This window comes from Actinomadura sp. NPDC000929 (assembly GCF_040492065.1).
Lineage (GTDB): Bacteria > Actinomycetota > Actinomycetes > Streptosporangiales > Streptosporangiaceae > Spirillospora > Spirillospora verrucosospora.
Genome location: NZ_JBEUPA010000195.1, coordinates 1 through 13,620, shown reverse-complemented (window position 1 = coordinate 13,620; position 13,620 = coordinate 1). Strand labels below are relative to the sequence as shown.

The following is a 13,620-nucleotide window of genomic DNA, read 5'->3' as shown; positions in this document are numbered from 1 at the left end:
ATGACATCCCGGGTGTCTGTAGTTCTGACGTGTGCTCTCCCGATCGTGGGACCCCCGGACGGGCTGGGCGCGGTCCAGCACGGGCCGGTGCGGGTCGACCGCCCGCGGGGTCGCGGCCCACGCGGGCGGGCTGGGCGGACCGGCCCGCCCGCCCAGCCCGAGGACGACCAGGACGAGACCGGCGGCCGTCAGGACCGCTGCCGCCGCCCCCGGGCCCCACCGGCCGCCCTTTCTCCCCATCGCCCTTCCCGTCCCCTTAGAATTGTCGGAGTCAGCCTTCGCGAGAAAGGCTGCGGTATTACGCGCTCGCGCCATTCCTGCGTCGGACGGCAATGGCGCCGACACCGATCCCGCCCAGCAGCAGGACGCCTCCGCCGGCCAGAAGGGCGGTGTCCGCGCCGCCCGTCCCGCCGCCGAATCCCGTCGCCGGCCCGCCGGTCGGGGTGGGCTGCGACATCGGACGCGCCTTGCCGTCCACGACGTGGACCTCGCCGGTCCCCTTGTACGCGCCGCACCGCACGAGCACCGTGTAGGTGCCGGCGAAGGTGTCCTTCTTGATGGTCGCGAGACCGGCGCGGCCGTCGACCTCCTCCGCGCCGTTCAGCGGGACGGCCCCGCCCACGAAGGCCAGCGAGCCCGCCGTGCCGTCGACCTCGCACTTCTTCCCCACGACGGTGACCTGCTCGCCGGGGCGCGCCTGCGCGGGCTTCACGACGACGTCGCCGGGGTCGGCCATCGCGGGCGCGGCCGCGCCGAGCGTCGCCGTACCGATCACAAGGCCGAGAACGGCCGCCTTACCGAGTCGCATGTTCTCCCCATATCGACACGGTGGCTTACTCGACTTTCAGCCCGCTGGACCGTGTCCCCCTTATGCCCATCTCTGATGAGGACGGCCCCGGTTTGGTTCGGTGATCCTTTTTTCAATGGCCGGCGACGCGCCCGTCCGGTGTTCTAGGAAAGGTTCGGGCGGTGGGCGCCGCATTCCAGCACGGCCCGGGCGATCTCCTCGGGCCGTTCCGCGACCGCGGCGTGGCTGCCGGCCAGTTCGAGCACGCGCAGGTGCGGCCGATCGGCGGTGAGGGCCAGCAGGTCGCGGCGGACGCCCGCACGCTGCGCCGCCATGAGGTCGCCGACGCGGCCCGGCAGGCCGGGCAGGTTCTCGGTGGCCAGGACGAACAGGGCGGGGCAGCGGATGCCGGCCACCGCCGCCACGCTGTCCTGGAAGTACGGGTCGTACCTGATCTGCCCGGCCAGCTCCGCGTCCGGCCGCGCGTAGACGCCCTCATCGGTGGTGCGCAGCGCCCGCGAGGGAAGCATCGCGGCTTGGGCCTCGGGCAGCGGCCGGGCCATCGCCTCGGCCTGGGCGTCGAAGAGGGACTTCAGCTCCGCCAGCAGCGGGGTCAGTTCGTCGGGCTCGATGCCCGCGTAGTGCTCCGGCGCGGTCTCGGCCGAGCGCAGGCCGTCGATGTTGACGATCCCGGGACCGTCCGGATGGCGCAGCGCCCACCGCACCGCGACCATGCCGCCGAAGGAATGGCCGACCACGAGAGGAGCGGTCAGGCCGAAGTGGTCGACGACCGCCTGCACGTCGTCCAGGACGGCCTCCCACTCCCACGGCCCGTCGCCGGACAGCCCGTGGCCGCGCAGGTCCATCGCGACGACCCGGTGCGCGCCGGTCAGCAGGGGCGCGACGGCGTCCCAGTGCAGGAGGGTGCCGCCCAGGCCGTGGAGCAGCAGCACCGGAGACCCGGCCCCGCCGTGGTCGCGGGCGGCCAGGCGGACCGGACGGTCATCGATGATCACTTCTTGCGGTGCCACGGGTGTTCTCCTGGGGTCGGTCGAGCCGGTCGCGAATGGAGGAGGTGGTGACGCCGCCGCCGGGATCCCTGTCGAGCTTTCCGCGTTTCACCAGGTCGTGGACGCCTTGCCGGGTGATGCCGAGCATCGCCCCGGCCGTGGAGTACGGGACGGCCGCCGCGGGGTGGGCGGTCGTGCGGGCCACGGCCCGTCCCAGCGCGGTGCGCCACCACGCGGCGGGCGGGTCGAAGGGCCCGTCACCGGGGAACAGCACCCCGATGAGCCGTGCCGCGGTCAGCGTGGCCCGCTCCCGGTCGGCGCCGAGCAGCTGGGCCGCCCACACCTCGGCCTCCACGCGCAGCCGCGCCCTGATCGGCCCGAGCGGCTCGTCGGAGGCCAGCAGGATCTCCAGGGGATCGAAGATCCGCGTCTCCAGCGTCCGGACCAGCTCGGCGACGAGCTCGATGTGGTCTTGCGTGGTCGTCACTTGACGAACGATAGCAAGTACTTGCTCCTCCGCGTCAAGTAGTGAACGGCGCTAGCGGTCGGCGACGGTGAAGAGCTGGCCGGGCGCGCGTTCGTCGCACGGCAACTGGAGCACCGGGGCGCGGACCGCGGGCTCGCCCTTCACACCGACGCAGAGATCGCGGCCCTGGGGCCTCAACTGGATGCCGCCGGCCGACGACCGGAGGGTGAACAGGTCAGGTTCCGTGCGGTCGCAGGTGTCGTCGGACATCGGCGAGCAAGCCCGAACGAGGCGTCCAGGACCCCGCGGGGGAGCCGAAGGCCCGCCGAACTGCCCGCGCTGCGGGAGTCGGTGAAGGGACGGCCCCGCCGCGCGTGGGGGCGAGCGCGCACGGGCCATGAAGGCGTGCGCCCGGAACGCCGATTCGGCGTTCCGGGCGCAGCTCTTCAATGGCCGCCCCTACCTCGGGGCGTGCCGGGTCAGCCGCTGGTGAGGGGCAGGGTCAGGGTGCTGCCGTGCAGGTCGACCTTGACCTTCGTGCCCGCCGGGTAGCGGAGCGTGTAGGCGTGGTCGGTGGCCAGCACCATGAGGCCGATCCGATGGCCGGGCTTGAAGACGTAGTCGTACGGCTGCATGGGCCAGCTGAACGTGTAGTCCTTGCCGGGCGTCACCGGGCTGCTGCGCCAGATCGACTCGCGGTTGCGCACGTCCGTCCAGCCGCGCGTCACGATCTTGAACGGGCTGACGGCGGTGGTGTACTTCCGGACGGTCCGGCAGCCCTCGTCGCCGGGGATCGAGTCGCCGTAGCACCACCGGTCGGACGTCGGAACGAAGCCGGAGACGCGCTCGTCGGAGCCGTAGTCGACCAGGAGGGCCGACAGGTACGGCGAGCGGCCGTCGACGGAGGCGCGCAGCTTGATCCGCGCCGTGCCGCTGAGCCGCATGGCCTTGGTCAGCTTCGGCGTGAGGTAGACCAGGCGGTTCGGGTCCGCCGCGTCCGGGTTCGCGGCCAGTTCCTCGGCCTTGCGGGACGGGTCGTCCACCAGCTGCTGGGTGCCGGCGCCGCGCTCGCCGAGGCCCTTGGCCGACAGGCCGAGCGGCACGGGGCGGGCCGAGGCCTCAGGCCAGTCCTTGTGCGTCTCCCACTGGCCGGGGGTGCGCTCCAGGTCGACCTTGGGCTGGCGCATGATGTCGTTGCGGACGTTGTAGAGCTCATGCGCGAACCACAGGTTCAGGGATTCGAGCCACACGCTCTGGCGGACGTCCAGAGGCTCGTCGTGCGCGGCCTGGTGGATCCACAGCTTGCGGTCGACGCCGGCCTTCTTCAGGCCGTCCCACAGCAGGGACATCTGGATCGGCTTGACGTTCCAGTCGGCGAGTCCGCTGGTCATGAACACGCTGGCCTTGAAGCGGGGCGCGGACTTGGCGAAGTTCCGCTCGTCCCAGGTCCGGTTGTAGTCGCCGGTGACCCGGTCCATCTTCTTCTCGAGGTCGTGCATGACGGGCGCGCAGACCTCGGGGTCGCGCCGGGTCAGCACGGCCTTGGCGTGCAGGTCGAGGTCCTCGCCCTCCCAGCCGTCCGGTGCGACGACGCCGCCGTTGGCGCGGTACTCGTCGTACCAGTTCGACACGCCGGAGATGGACACGACCGTCTTGAGGCCGGACACCCGGGTCGCGGCGGCCGCCAGGGGCAGCGTGCCGTCGTAGGACTTGCCGGCCATGGCGACGTTCCCGGTCGACCATCCCGCGCGGATCCTGTTGCCCTGGGCGTCGTACGCGGTGGCCTTGCCGGTGAGCCACTCGATGACCGACTTCATGCCCTGCGCCTCGTTCGGCCCGACGGCGGTCGGGCAGCCGTCGGAGTCGCCCGTGCCGAGGGTGTCGGCCGCGAGGACGGCGTAGCCGCGGGAGACGAAGTAGTTGTCGTAGTAGACGCGCGAGTAGCTCGTCGGTCCGGGCGGACCGGGCGGCGGCGTCCACGGCGCGAGGCGCGGGTGGTCGGTGACGTCGGCCGGATGGTACGGCGGGTCCTGGAGGCCCGCGTAATAGGGGCTGCCCTCGAGGATCGAGGCGACCTTGAGGCCGCCGCCGGTCTCCTTCGGGCGGGTGATGTAGACGGAGACGCGGTCGCGTTCGCCGTCCCGGTCGCTGTCCACGGTCGTCTCGACGAACACCTTCTCGCGGATGGCGTCCTTGAACGAGAACGTGGGCTGCGTCTTGCCGTCCTTCACCACGATGTGAGGACGTCCCGCGTCGGCGTACGCGGGCACGGTGCCGGCCGCGAGGCCGACCGCGCCCGCGAGCGCCGCGGCGGGGAGGAGTGAGAGTCGCAACGTCCGCTCCTTGGCTGCTGAGAGAAACCTGATCAGCTTCCAGAGCGGACACAACGCCCGTCAACGGTGATTCTTAACAAACCGGCCGGTTCACGCGATCCGGTCGATGACCAGGGGGAGCGCGGGCACGGTGCCGCCTGCCTCGATGTCGAAGGCGCCGTCCAGGGCCTCCAGCGCGCGACCGAACCTGGCCTCGTCGTCGGCGTGCAGCGTCAGCAGCGGCCGGCCCGCCTTGACCGTGTCGCCCGGCTTGGCATGGCAGATCACGCCCGCGCCGAACGACACCGGGTCCTCCTTGCGGGCCCGGCCGGCGCCCAGACGCCACGCCGCGACGCCCACCCCGTAGGCGTCCAGCCTGGTCAGCACGCCCGAGGACGGGGCGGTGACCACATGGGTCTCGCGGGCGGCCGGCAGCGGCGCGTCCGGATCGCCGCCCTGCGCGGTGATCATGCGGCGCCAGGCGTCCATGGCGGAGCCGTCCTTCAGCGCGTCCGCCGGGTCCCTCCCGGAGATCCCGGCGGCGGCGAGCATCTCCCGCGCCAGCGTCAGGGTCAGCTCGACCACGTCGGACGGGCCTCCCCCGGCGAGCACCTCCACCGACTCGGCCACCTCGACGGCGTTGCCGACCGCGTTGCCGAGCGGACGGTCCATCGCGGTCAGCAGCGCGACCGTGCGCAGCCCGTGGTCGGCGCCGATCGCGACCATCGTCTCGGCCAGCTCGCGGGCCCGGTCCGCCGTCTTCATGAACGCGCCCGAGCCGACCTTGACGTCCAGCACCAGCGCGCCCGTGCCCTCGGCGATCTTCTTCGACATGATCGAGGAGGCGATCAGCGGGATCGACTCCACCGTGCCGGTCACGTCCCGCAGCGCGTAGAGCTTGCGGTCGGCGGGCGCGAGGCCGCCGCCCGCCGCGCAGATGACCGCGCCCGCCGAGCGCAGCACGTCCAGCATCTCGGCGTTCGACAGCGACGCCCGCCAGCCCGGAATCGACTCCAGCTTGTCGAGCGTCCCGCCGGTGTGCCCGAGGCCGCGCCCCGACAGCTGCGGGACCGCCGCCCCGCACGCCGCCACCAGCGGCGCCAGCGGCAGAGTGATCTTGTCGCCGACCCCGCCGGTGGAGTGCTTGTCGGTGGTCGGACGGTCCAGCGCCGACCAGTCCATCCGCTCCCCGGACCGGATCATCGCCTCGGTCCACCGGGCCACCTCGGCCCGCGACATGCCGTTCAGCAGGATCGCCATCGCCAGCGCCGACATCTGCTCTTCGGCGATCACGCCCCGCGTGTAGGCGTCCACCGCCCAGTCGATCTGCTCGGGGGTCAGCGTCCCCCCGTCCCGCTTGGCGCGGATGACATCGGTGGCGTCCACGAAATCCTCTCAGAAGGTGAAACCGAGCCGGCCAGGGTGTGCCGGCCAGGGTGCGTCGGTCAGGCCCGGTCCACGAGATCGTCGGGACCGAACGCGTCCGGCAGGACGTCCGACATGGGCAGGATGCCGCGCGTCGTCTCCAGCAGCATCGGGGCGCCGCCGTGCTCCCACAGCAACTGCCGGCAGCGCCCGCACGGCATCAGCGGATTCCCGTGCCGGTCGACCACCGCCATGGCGACCAGCCGCGGCCGCTCGGACTTGCCGGGCCCGTGCAGCGCCGACACGACCGCGCACTCCGCGCACAGCCCGACCCCGTACGAGGCGTTCTCCACGTTGCACCCGGTGATCACCCGGCCGTCGTCCACCAGCGCGGCGGCCCCGACCGGAAACCCGGAGTACGGGCAGTAGGCACGTTCCATAGCCTCCCGCGCCGCAGCGCGAAGAACAGGCCAATCAATCTCCATGAGCCCTACCTTTCTGGGGGGACGACCCCCCAAACCCCCCGGCAAGGGCAGCTGACCGACGTCCTCCGCTGCGCTCCGGCCGTCGGACCAACACCCCCTCGGGGGACGACCCCCAAACCCCCGACAACAGCAGCTGACCGACGTCCTCCGCTGCGCTCCGGCCGCCGGTCAGCGTGCCTCACCGCGCCGGTAGCGGAGCCCGTTGGCGGCGGGCATGCGGAGGCGTTGGCTGGCCAGGGCCAGGACGAGCAGCGTCGTCAGGTGCGGCGTGAAGGAGACCAGCTCGCCGGGGACGATGTCGCTCAGCAGGAACCACGTGAGCAGCGCGGCGGCCGTGACCAGGGACAGCGCGGAGCCGACCAAGGCGCCCCGCATGTCGCGGCGGTGCGCCGCGTCCAGCGCCGCCTGCGGGAGCAGGCGGTTCGCTCGCACGCCCTGCCAGACCGCGACACCGATCAGCAGGATCGCCACGAACAGCAGCAGCGCGTGCACCGACTGGCCGCCGCCGCGCACGTTCATCGCGTCGGTGTAGCCGAACAGCAGCGAGCCCGCGGCCAGGCCGCCCGGACGCCAGTTGCCGAAGATCATGGCGGCGAGGCCGATGAACCCGCGGCCGTTGGTCTGGCCGTCCTGGTAGATCGGCGCGGCGACGGTGACGAGGAACGCGCCCGCCAGGCCCGCGAAACCGCCCGAGATCATCACGGCCGCGTACTTCATCCGGTAGACCTGCACGCCGAGCGACTCGGCCGCGTACGCGTCCTCGCCGCACGAGCGGATCCGCAGACCGAACGCCGTCCGCCACAGCACGAAGAAGCTGGCCGGGAGGAGCAGCAGCGCCACGAGCGTCAGCAGCGACATGTCGCTGGTGAGACCGCGGACGATCCCCGCGAGGTCCGACACGAGGAACCAGTGGTGCCTCTCCAGCGAGCCGAGCCAGTCGGGGCTCTGCCAGCCGCCGATCTTGCCTCCGGACAGCACCGGCAGCGTCAGCGTCGGGATCGGATCGACGGGCGGAGACTGCCGGGGGCCGCCGCCGAGCGCCTTCGCCTCCCCCTTGTCGAAGATCAGCCCGGCGAGGAACTGGGTGAGCCCCAGCCCGAGGATGTTGATCGCGACGCCGGACACGATGTGGTCGACGCCGAACGACACGGTCGCGATCGCGTGCAGCAGCCCGCCGAGCACGCCGCCGATGATCCCGGCGAGGACGCCGATCCACGGGCCCCACTGGTAGCCGGCCCAGGCGCCCGTCCAGGTGCCGAGGATCATCATGCCCTCGAGGCCGATGTTGATCACGCCGGACCGCTCGGACCACAGCCCGCCGAGCCCGGCCAGGAAGATCGGCACGGCGAGGCGCAGCGCGGCGCTGACCGTCCCGCTGGAGGTCACCGGGTCGGCGTCGTCGATCACCCGGACCAGCGACAGCAGCACCAGCAGGCCGGACGCGATGAGCAGGTAGTGCGGCCAGCGCAGCCGGCGCGCGCCGCTCGCGGCCTTGCGGGCCGGGGCCGTCTCGGTGGCGGTGCTCATGAGGCGCTCCCAGCGGCCTCGCGGGCCAGGTCGTGGCCGGTGGCCAGCTCGGCGGCGACGGCCCGCTGCTGCAGCCGGATCTCCCAGCGCCGGACGAGCTCGTACACGATGACGACGGTCAGCACGACCACGCCCTGCATCACCCCGACGATCTCCTTCGGGACGTCGACCTCCTGGAGGACGTCGGAGGTCTGGTCGAGGAACGCGAACAGCAGCGCGGCCAGCGCGATCCCGGCCGGATGGTTGCGGCCGAGCAGCGCGACCGTGATGCCGGTGAAGCCGAGGCCGGCCGGGAAGTTCAGCGAGTACTCGTAGGACGCGCCGAGCAGCTCCGGCATGCCGATCAGGCCCGCCACCACGCCGGACGCGACCATCGTGTAGACGATCATGCGGCGGGCGTTGACGCCGCTGGCCTGCGCCGCCGACGGCGACAGCCCCGACACCTTCAGGTCGAACCCGAAACGCGTGCGGTTGATGACGACCCAGAACACGACGCCGACCAGGATCGCCAGCGGCAGCAGCCCGTAGACGTCGCCCGGCAGGTCGATGCCGATCGAGGACAGGAGGCCGTTCAGGCCGCCGACCCGTCCCGACTCGGGGATCTGCGGCGTCGCGACGTTGTTGCTGCCCGGCCGCACCTCGGCGAGCCGCTTGTCGTTCAGCAGGTAGGCGATCAGGCCGGTCGCGATCGCGTTCAGCATGATCGTGGACAGCACCTCGCTGACCCCGCGGGTCACCTTCAGCACGCCCGCGATCGCCGCCCACAGCCCGCCGACCACCATCGCCGCGACGATCGTCAGCATCTGGCCGAGGGGGGCGGGCAGCGCCAGCGCGCCGCCGAGCGCGGCGGCGAGGAACGCGGCGATCCGGTACTGGCCGTCCACGCCGATGTTCAGCAGCGCCATCCGGAACCCGATGGCCACGGCCACGGCCGACAGGTAGTAGCGGGTGGCGCGGTTGACGATGTCGACGATCGAGTTGTCGGTCGTGCCGTAGTCGATCATGCTCTGGATCGAGCTGACCGGGTCGGCGCCGGTGACCCGCAGCAGGATCATCGTGATGCCGAGGGAGATCAGCAGCGCCAGCACCGGCGCGCCGATCTTCAGGCCGAGCCCCCGCGGGCCGAGGCCGCGCAGCATCGCCTTCCACGACGGCACCGTCTCCGGCTCCACCGGGCCGGACGCCTTCTCGGGCAGCTTCCCGGGATCGGGGCTCTCGCCCGGACGCGGCGCGGGGACGTCGGCCGGGGGCGTCGCGCCCGCCGGTTCCCCGCCGCCCGCGGGCTCCTCGCCCGCCGGGTCCAGGTCCTTGCGCTCGTCGCTCATGCGGGCGCTCCGGCACCGGTCATGGCGGAGCCGAGCTCCTCGGGGGTGACGGTCCGCGGATCGACCTCCGCGACCAGCCGCCCCCGCAGGATCACGTGCAGGGTGTCGGACATACCGATGAGTTCCTCAAGATCGGCGCTGATCAGCAGCACGGCCAGCCCGTCCGCGCGGGCCTGCCGCAGGTACTCCCAGATGGCGGCCTGGGCGCCGACGTCGATGCCGCGCGTCGGATGCGCCGCGATCAGCAGCCGCGGGTCGCCGGACATCTCCCGCCCGACGATGAGCTTCTGCTGGTTGCCGCCCGACAGCGCGGCGGCGGGCACGTCGATCCCCGGCGTCCGCACGTCGTAGGCCTGGACGATCCGGGTGGTGTCGCGGCGGGCGCCGCGCCGGTCGATCCACGGGCCCCGCACGTTCGGGCGCCGGGTCTGGTGGCCCAGCATGCGGTTCTCCCAGAGCGTCCCCTCCAGGACGAGCCCGTGGCGGTGCCGGTCCTCGGGGATGTAGGCGATGCCGGCCTCGCGGCGCCGCCGCGTCGACCACGAGGTGACGTCCTCGCCGCCGTAGCCGATGGTCCCGGCGTCGGCGCCGCGGATGCCCATGATCGCCTCGATGAGCTCGGTCTGCCCGTTGCCCTCGACACCGGCCAGCCCGACGATCTCGCCGCGGCGGATGCGCAGCGACACGCCGTCCACCACGGGACGGCCCTCGGAGGTCAGCACGGTGAGCCCGGCCACGTCCAGCTGGACGTCCTCGGTGACGGTGGACTCGCGCAGCTCCGGGGTGGGCAGCTCGGACCCGACCATCAGCTCGGCCAGGCGCCGGGACGTCACCTCGCGCGGGTCGAGCCGGGTCGCGACCGTCGTGCCGCGCCGGATCACCGAGATCGTGTCGGCGACGGTCAGCACCTCGTCCAGCTTGTGGGAGATGAACAGGACGGTCAGGCCCTCGGCGCGCAGCTCGCGCAGGTTGCCGAACAGCTCCTCGACCTCCTGCGGGACGAGCACCGCGGTCGGCTCGTCCAGGATGAGCACGCGGGCGCCGCGGTAGAGCACCTTGAGGATCTCCACGCGCTGCCGCTCGCCGACGCCGAGCGTCTCGACCAGCACGTCGGGGTCGACCCGCAGCCCGTACGCCTGCGACATCTCCTTGATCTTGGCGCGCGCGGCGGCGAAGTCGATCCGGCCGCGCCGCCGGCCCCTGGCGCGGGGCTCGGCGCCGAGGATCACGTTCTCCAGGACGGTGAGGTTGTCGGCCAGCTTGAAGTGCTGGTGCACCATGCCGATGCCGCGGGCGATCGCGTCGGCCGGCGTCCGGAAGGCCGCCTGCTCGCCGTCGACCTCGACGGTGCCCTCGTCCGGCCGCTGCATCCCGTAAAGGATCTTCATCAGCGTGGACTTGCCGGCGCCGTTCTCACCGCAGAGCGCGTGCACCTCGCCGCGCTCGATGGTGAGGTTGATGTCGCGGTTGGCCACCACTCCGGGGAACCGCTTGGTGATCGATGTCAGCCGCACGGCCGGCACCTGGTCAGGCACGAGTGCCCCTCCTCCTGCCTAGAACGTGAGAGAGGTCCTGGACGGGGATACGTGCCGCCGCACCGGGCGCCACCACGAGATGGCGCCCGGTGCGCGCGTCGGCCGGCGGACCGGCCGGCACGTCGCCGCGCGGGAGCGTGCTCCCGCGTCCCGGCCGCGGCGTCAGGCCTTGGTCGGAACGGTGATCTTGCCGCTGACGATCTCCGCCTTCAGCTCGTCGAGCTTGGCCTTGATGTCGTCGACGTTGCCGCCGGAGGTGGCGTACCCGATGCCGTCGTTGCTCAGGTTGTACTGCGTGGTGCCGGCCTTGAAGGTGCCCTTGGCGACGCTCTCGACGAAGTCGTACACCGCGACGTCCACGTGCTTCTCCATGGACGTCAGGATCTGGGCCTTCACCCCGGCGACCGCGGGCTGGTTGTACTGGTCGGAGTCGACGCCGATCGCCCACTTCTTGGCCGCGCCGACGGTCTTGATGACGCCGATGCCCGCGCCGCCCGCCGCGTGGTAGATCACGTCGGCGTTCTCGTCGAGCTGGCCCTTGGCCGCCTCGTTGCCGAGACCGGCGTCCTTGAAGCCGTTGAAGTTCGGGGGCTGCGTGAGGTACTTGGCGGGCAGCACCTTGATGCCCGGCTTGGCCTTCTTCGCACCCGCCTGGTACCCGGCGAAGAACTTGTTGATCAGCGGGACGTTGACGCCGCCGATGAACCCGATCGTGCCGGTCTTGGACTTCAGCGCGGCCGCGGCGCCGACCAGGTAGGACCCCTGCTCCTCGGAGAAGCAGGCGCCGCTGACGTTGGCGCCCTCGACCTTGCACTGGTCGGCGTCGACGACGAGGAACTTGGTGTTCGGGAAGTCCTTGGCGACCTTGTTGATCGAGGCCGTGTAGGCGAAGCCGACGCCGATGACCGGGTTGTAGCCCTTGTTGGCCAGCAGACGCAGGCGCGACTCCTTGTCGGAGTCCGGCTCGTCCGGCTTGGCGGAGATCTCCTCGGTCTTGACGTCCAGGTCCTTCTTGGCCTTGTCGAGGCCCGCGGCCGCCGAGTCGTTGAAGGACTGGTCGCCGCGGCCGCCGATGTCGAAGGCCAGACCGATCTTGAGGGTCTTCTTGCCGTCGCCGCCGCCGTCGCCGCTGTCGGCCTTCTTGCCACCGCACGCGGAAGCGCTGAGCGTCAGCGCCGCACCCGTCACGGTGACGAGCGTAATCTTCAGTCCACGGCGCAAGGTAGCGCTCCTTCCGTCCCACCCACGGTCCGGTGACAGATCCGGTCACCGAAATCGTCAGGACGCTACCTCGCGAATGAGGGCAAACCTCTTGCTTGCACGGTTTCGCAACAGGTCCGTTACCAATGCGTAGGCATATCGCCACAGGTCAGCGCCGCCATGGACGGCGCTGACCGGCGCGCGAGGCCCTCGTGCGCGGGCGTCCGAAAGGACGGAAAGCGACAGGCCGGGCGATGACGCCTGGTGATCAAGCCCGGCCGGCGGGGGGAGTCTAGGCCAGCGCGGCGCCCTCGATCGACTCGGCGTCGCCGGGACGTCCGCCGTCCCACAGCGCGGTCAGCGCGGTCGCGCTCAGCACCTTCATGCCGACGGCGATGCACCGCTCGTCGACGTCGAAGTCGCCGCGGTGCAGGTCGTACTCGCCGGGCGAGCCGGGAGTGCGGACGCCGAGCCGGGCGAGCGCGCCGGGGATCGACTCCAGGTACCAGCCGAAGTCCTCGCCGCCGAGGCTCTGCGGGGTCGGCACGACGCCGTCCTCGTCCATGACCTGGGCGGCCGCGTCGCGGAACATCTGCACGCTGGCCACCTCGTTCACGGTCGGCGGGACGCCCCGCACGTAGTCCAGCGACGCCTCCACGTCGTAGGCGGCGGCGACCGACTGCAGCAGCGCCTTCATCATCTCCGGCGCCCGGTGCCACGCCTCGTCGTCCAGGCAGCGGACGGTGCCCTCGGCGATCCCGTCGTCGGGGATGGCGTTGGCGACGGACCCGGCCGAGACGCGGCCCCACACCAGCGACAGGCTGGAGCGCGGGTCGACGCGCCGCGACAGCGCGGACGGCAGCTCGGTGACGATCTTGGCGAGCGCGTAGACCAGGTCGGCGGTCAGGTGCGGCCGGGCGGTGTGCCCGCCGGGCCCGGTGACCTTCACGTAGACCTTGTCGCAGGCCGCGGTGATCGGGCCGGTGCGCAGCCCGAGCTGGCCGACCTCGATGCGGGGGTCGCAGTGCAGCGCGAAGGCGCGGTCGACGCCCGCGATGCCGCCGGCGGCCATGACGTCCAGCGCTCCGCCGGGCGTCTCCTCGGCGGGCTGGAACAGCAGCCGGACGCGGCCGGGCAGCAGCCCCGCCTCCGCCTGCTGGGCCAGGAACAGGCCCGCGCCCAGCACCATCGCGGTGTGCACGTCGTGGCCGCACGCGTGCGCGACGCCGGGGACGGTCGACCGGTAGGCGACGCCCTCCTTCTCGTCCTGGAGCGGGAGCGCGTCGATGTCGGCCCGCAGCGCCACGGTCGTGCCGTCGGCGGGGCCGATGTCGCAGAACAGCCCGGTGCCCTTCGGCAGGATCACGGGTTCGAGCCCGGCCGCGCGGAGCCGCTCGGCGAGCCTGCGGGTGGTGCGGTGCTCGGCGTAGCCGAGCTCGGGGTGCATGTGCAGGTCGCGGCGGAAGGCGATCAGCTCCGCCTCGTGCCCGGCGAGGAACGCGTCGAGCTGCGGCTGCAGCACGGCGCCGCTCGACCTCGACCGCGACTCCCATCGCGCGCTGGCGCGGACGCTCGACGCGGTGGAGCAGGACGTCCAGGAGCTGCACC

Annotated in this window: 12 protein-coding genes and 1 pseudogene; all 13 read right to left on the bottom strand. The window is 72.1% G+C overall.

The genetic code is table 11. From position 1 onward, the window contains the following. Positions 1-240 (bottom strand): annotated as a pseudogene (locus ABWI04_RS38450) (hypothetical protein); the annotation flags it as partial. A gap of 58 nt (positions 241-298) precedes the next feature. Then, positions 299-808: a hypothetical protein gene (locus ABWI04_RS38445; RefSeq protein WP_345176736.1), complete on the bottom strand. Its 510-nt coding sequence runs from the start codon at positions 806-808 to the stop codon at positions 299-301. Positions 809-951: 143 nt separating this feature from the next. Beyond that, positions 952-1,818 carry an alpha/beta fold hydrolase gene (locus tag ABWI04_RS38440; protein ID WP_353835453.1) on the bottom strand — a complete coding sequence of 289 codons (867 nt, stop codon included), beginning with the start codon at positions 1,816-1,818 and terminating at the stop codon, positions 952-954. After that, complete coding sequence (locus ABWI04_RS38435; protein WP_345176731.1) at positions 1,790-2,284, bottom strand: hypothetical protein; 495 nt, start codon at positions 2,282-2,284, stop codon at positions 1,790-1,792. Before ABWI04_RS38435 ends, ABWI04_RS38440 begins: the two co-directional genes overlap by 29 nt. A gap of 51 nt (positions 2,285-2,335) precedes the next feature. Beyond that, on the bottom strand, positions 2,336-2,533 hold the full coding sequence (locus tag ABWI04_RS38430) for a hypothetical protein (RefSeq protein ID WP_353835452.1): 198 nt from the start codon (positions 2,531-2,533) through the stop codon (positions 2,336-2,338). A 209-nt stretch (positions 2,534-2,742) separates the two neighbouring features. Further along, positions 2,743-4,596, bottom strand: coding sequence for a Xaa-Pro dipeptidyl-peptidase (locus ABWI04_RS38425; RefSeq protein ID WP_353835451.1), 1,854 nt, complete (start codon positions 4,594-4,596; stop codon positions 2,743-2,745). Positions 4,597-4,686: 90 nt separating this feature from the next. Next, positions 4,687-5,961 carry a thymidine phosphorylase gene (locus ABWI04_RS38420; RefSeq protein ID WP_353835450.1) on the bottom strand — a complete coding sequence of 425 codons (1,275 nt, stop codon included), beginning with the start codon at positions 5,959-5,961 and terminating at the stop codon, positions 4,687-4,689. 59 nt (positions 5,962-6,020) lie between these two features. Beyond that, the gene (locus ABWI04_RS38415) at positions 6,021-6,425 is read right to left on the bottom strand and encodes a cytidine deaminase (RefSeq protein ID WP_353835449.1); all 405 of its coding nucleotides are present in this window, start codon (positions 6,423-6,425) and stop codon (positions 6,021-6,023) included. Positions 6,426-6,593: 168 nt separating this feature from the next. Beyond that, a complete protein-coding gene (locus ABWI04_RS38410) occupies positions 6,594-7,952 on the bottom strand; it encodes an ABC transporter permease (protein WP_353835448.1) in 1,359 nt (452 codons plus the stop codon). Next, positions 7,949-9,277 (bottom strand): ABC transporter permease, encoded by a 1,329-nt coding sequence (locus ABWI04_RS38405; protein ID WP_353835447.1) that lies wholly within the window; start codon positions 9,275-9,277, stop codon positions 7,949-7,951. Before ABWI04_RS38405 ends, ABWI04_RS38410 begins: the two co-directional genes overlap by 4 nt. Beyond that, entirely contained in the window at positions 9,274-10,812 is a 1,539-nt protein-coding gene (locus ABWI04_RS38400; protein WP_353835446.1) for an ABC transporter ATP-binding protein, read from the bottom strand. The genes ABWI04_RS38405 and ABWI04_RS38400 overlap by 4 nt, the downstream gene beginning before the upstream one ends. Positions 10,813-10,974: 162 nt before the next feature. Next, a complete protein-coding gene (locus tag ABWI04_RS38395; protein WP_345176711.1) occupies positions 10,975-12,000 on the bottom strand; it encodes a BMP family lipoprotein in 1,026 nt (341 codons plus the stop codon). Between the two features lie 304 nt (positions 12,001-12,304). Continuing rightward, positions 12,305-13,534 carry a M20 family metallopeptidase gene (locus tag ABWI04_RS38390; RefSeq protein ID WP_353835454.1) on the bottom strand — a complete coding sequence of 410 codons (1,230 nt, stop codon included), beginning with the start codon at positions 13,532-13,534 and terminating at the stop codon, positions 12,305-12,307. Between the last annotated feature and the right edge of the window lie 86 nt (positions 13,535-13,620).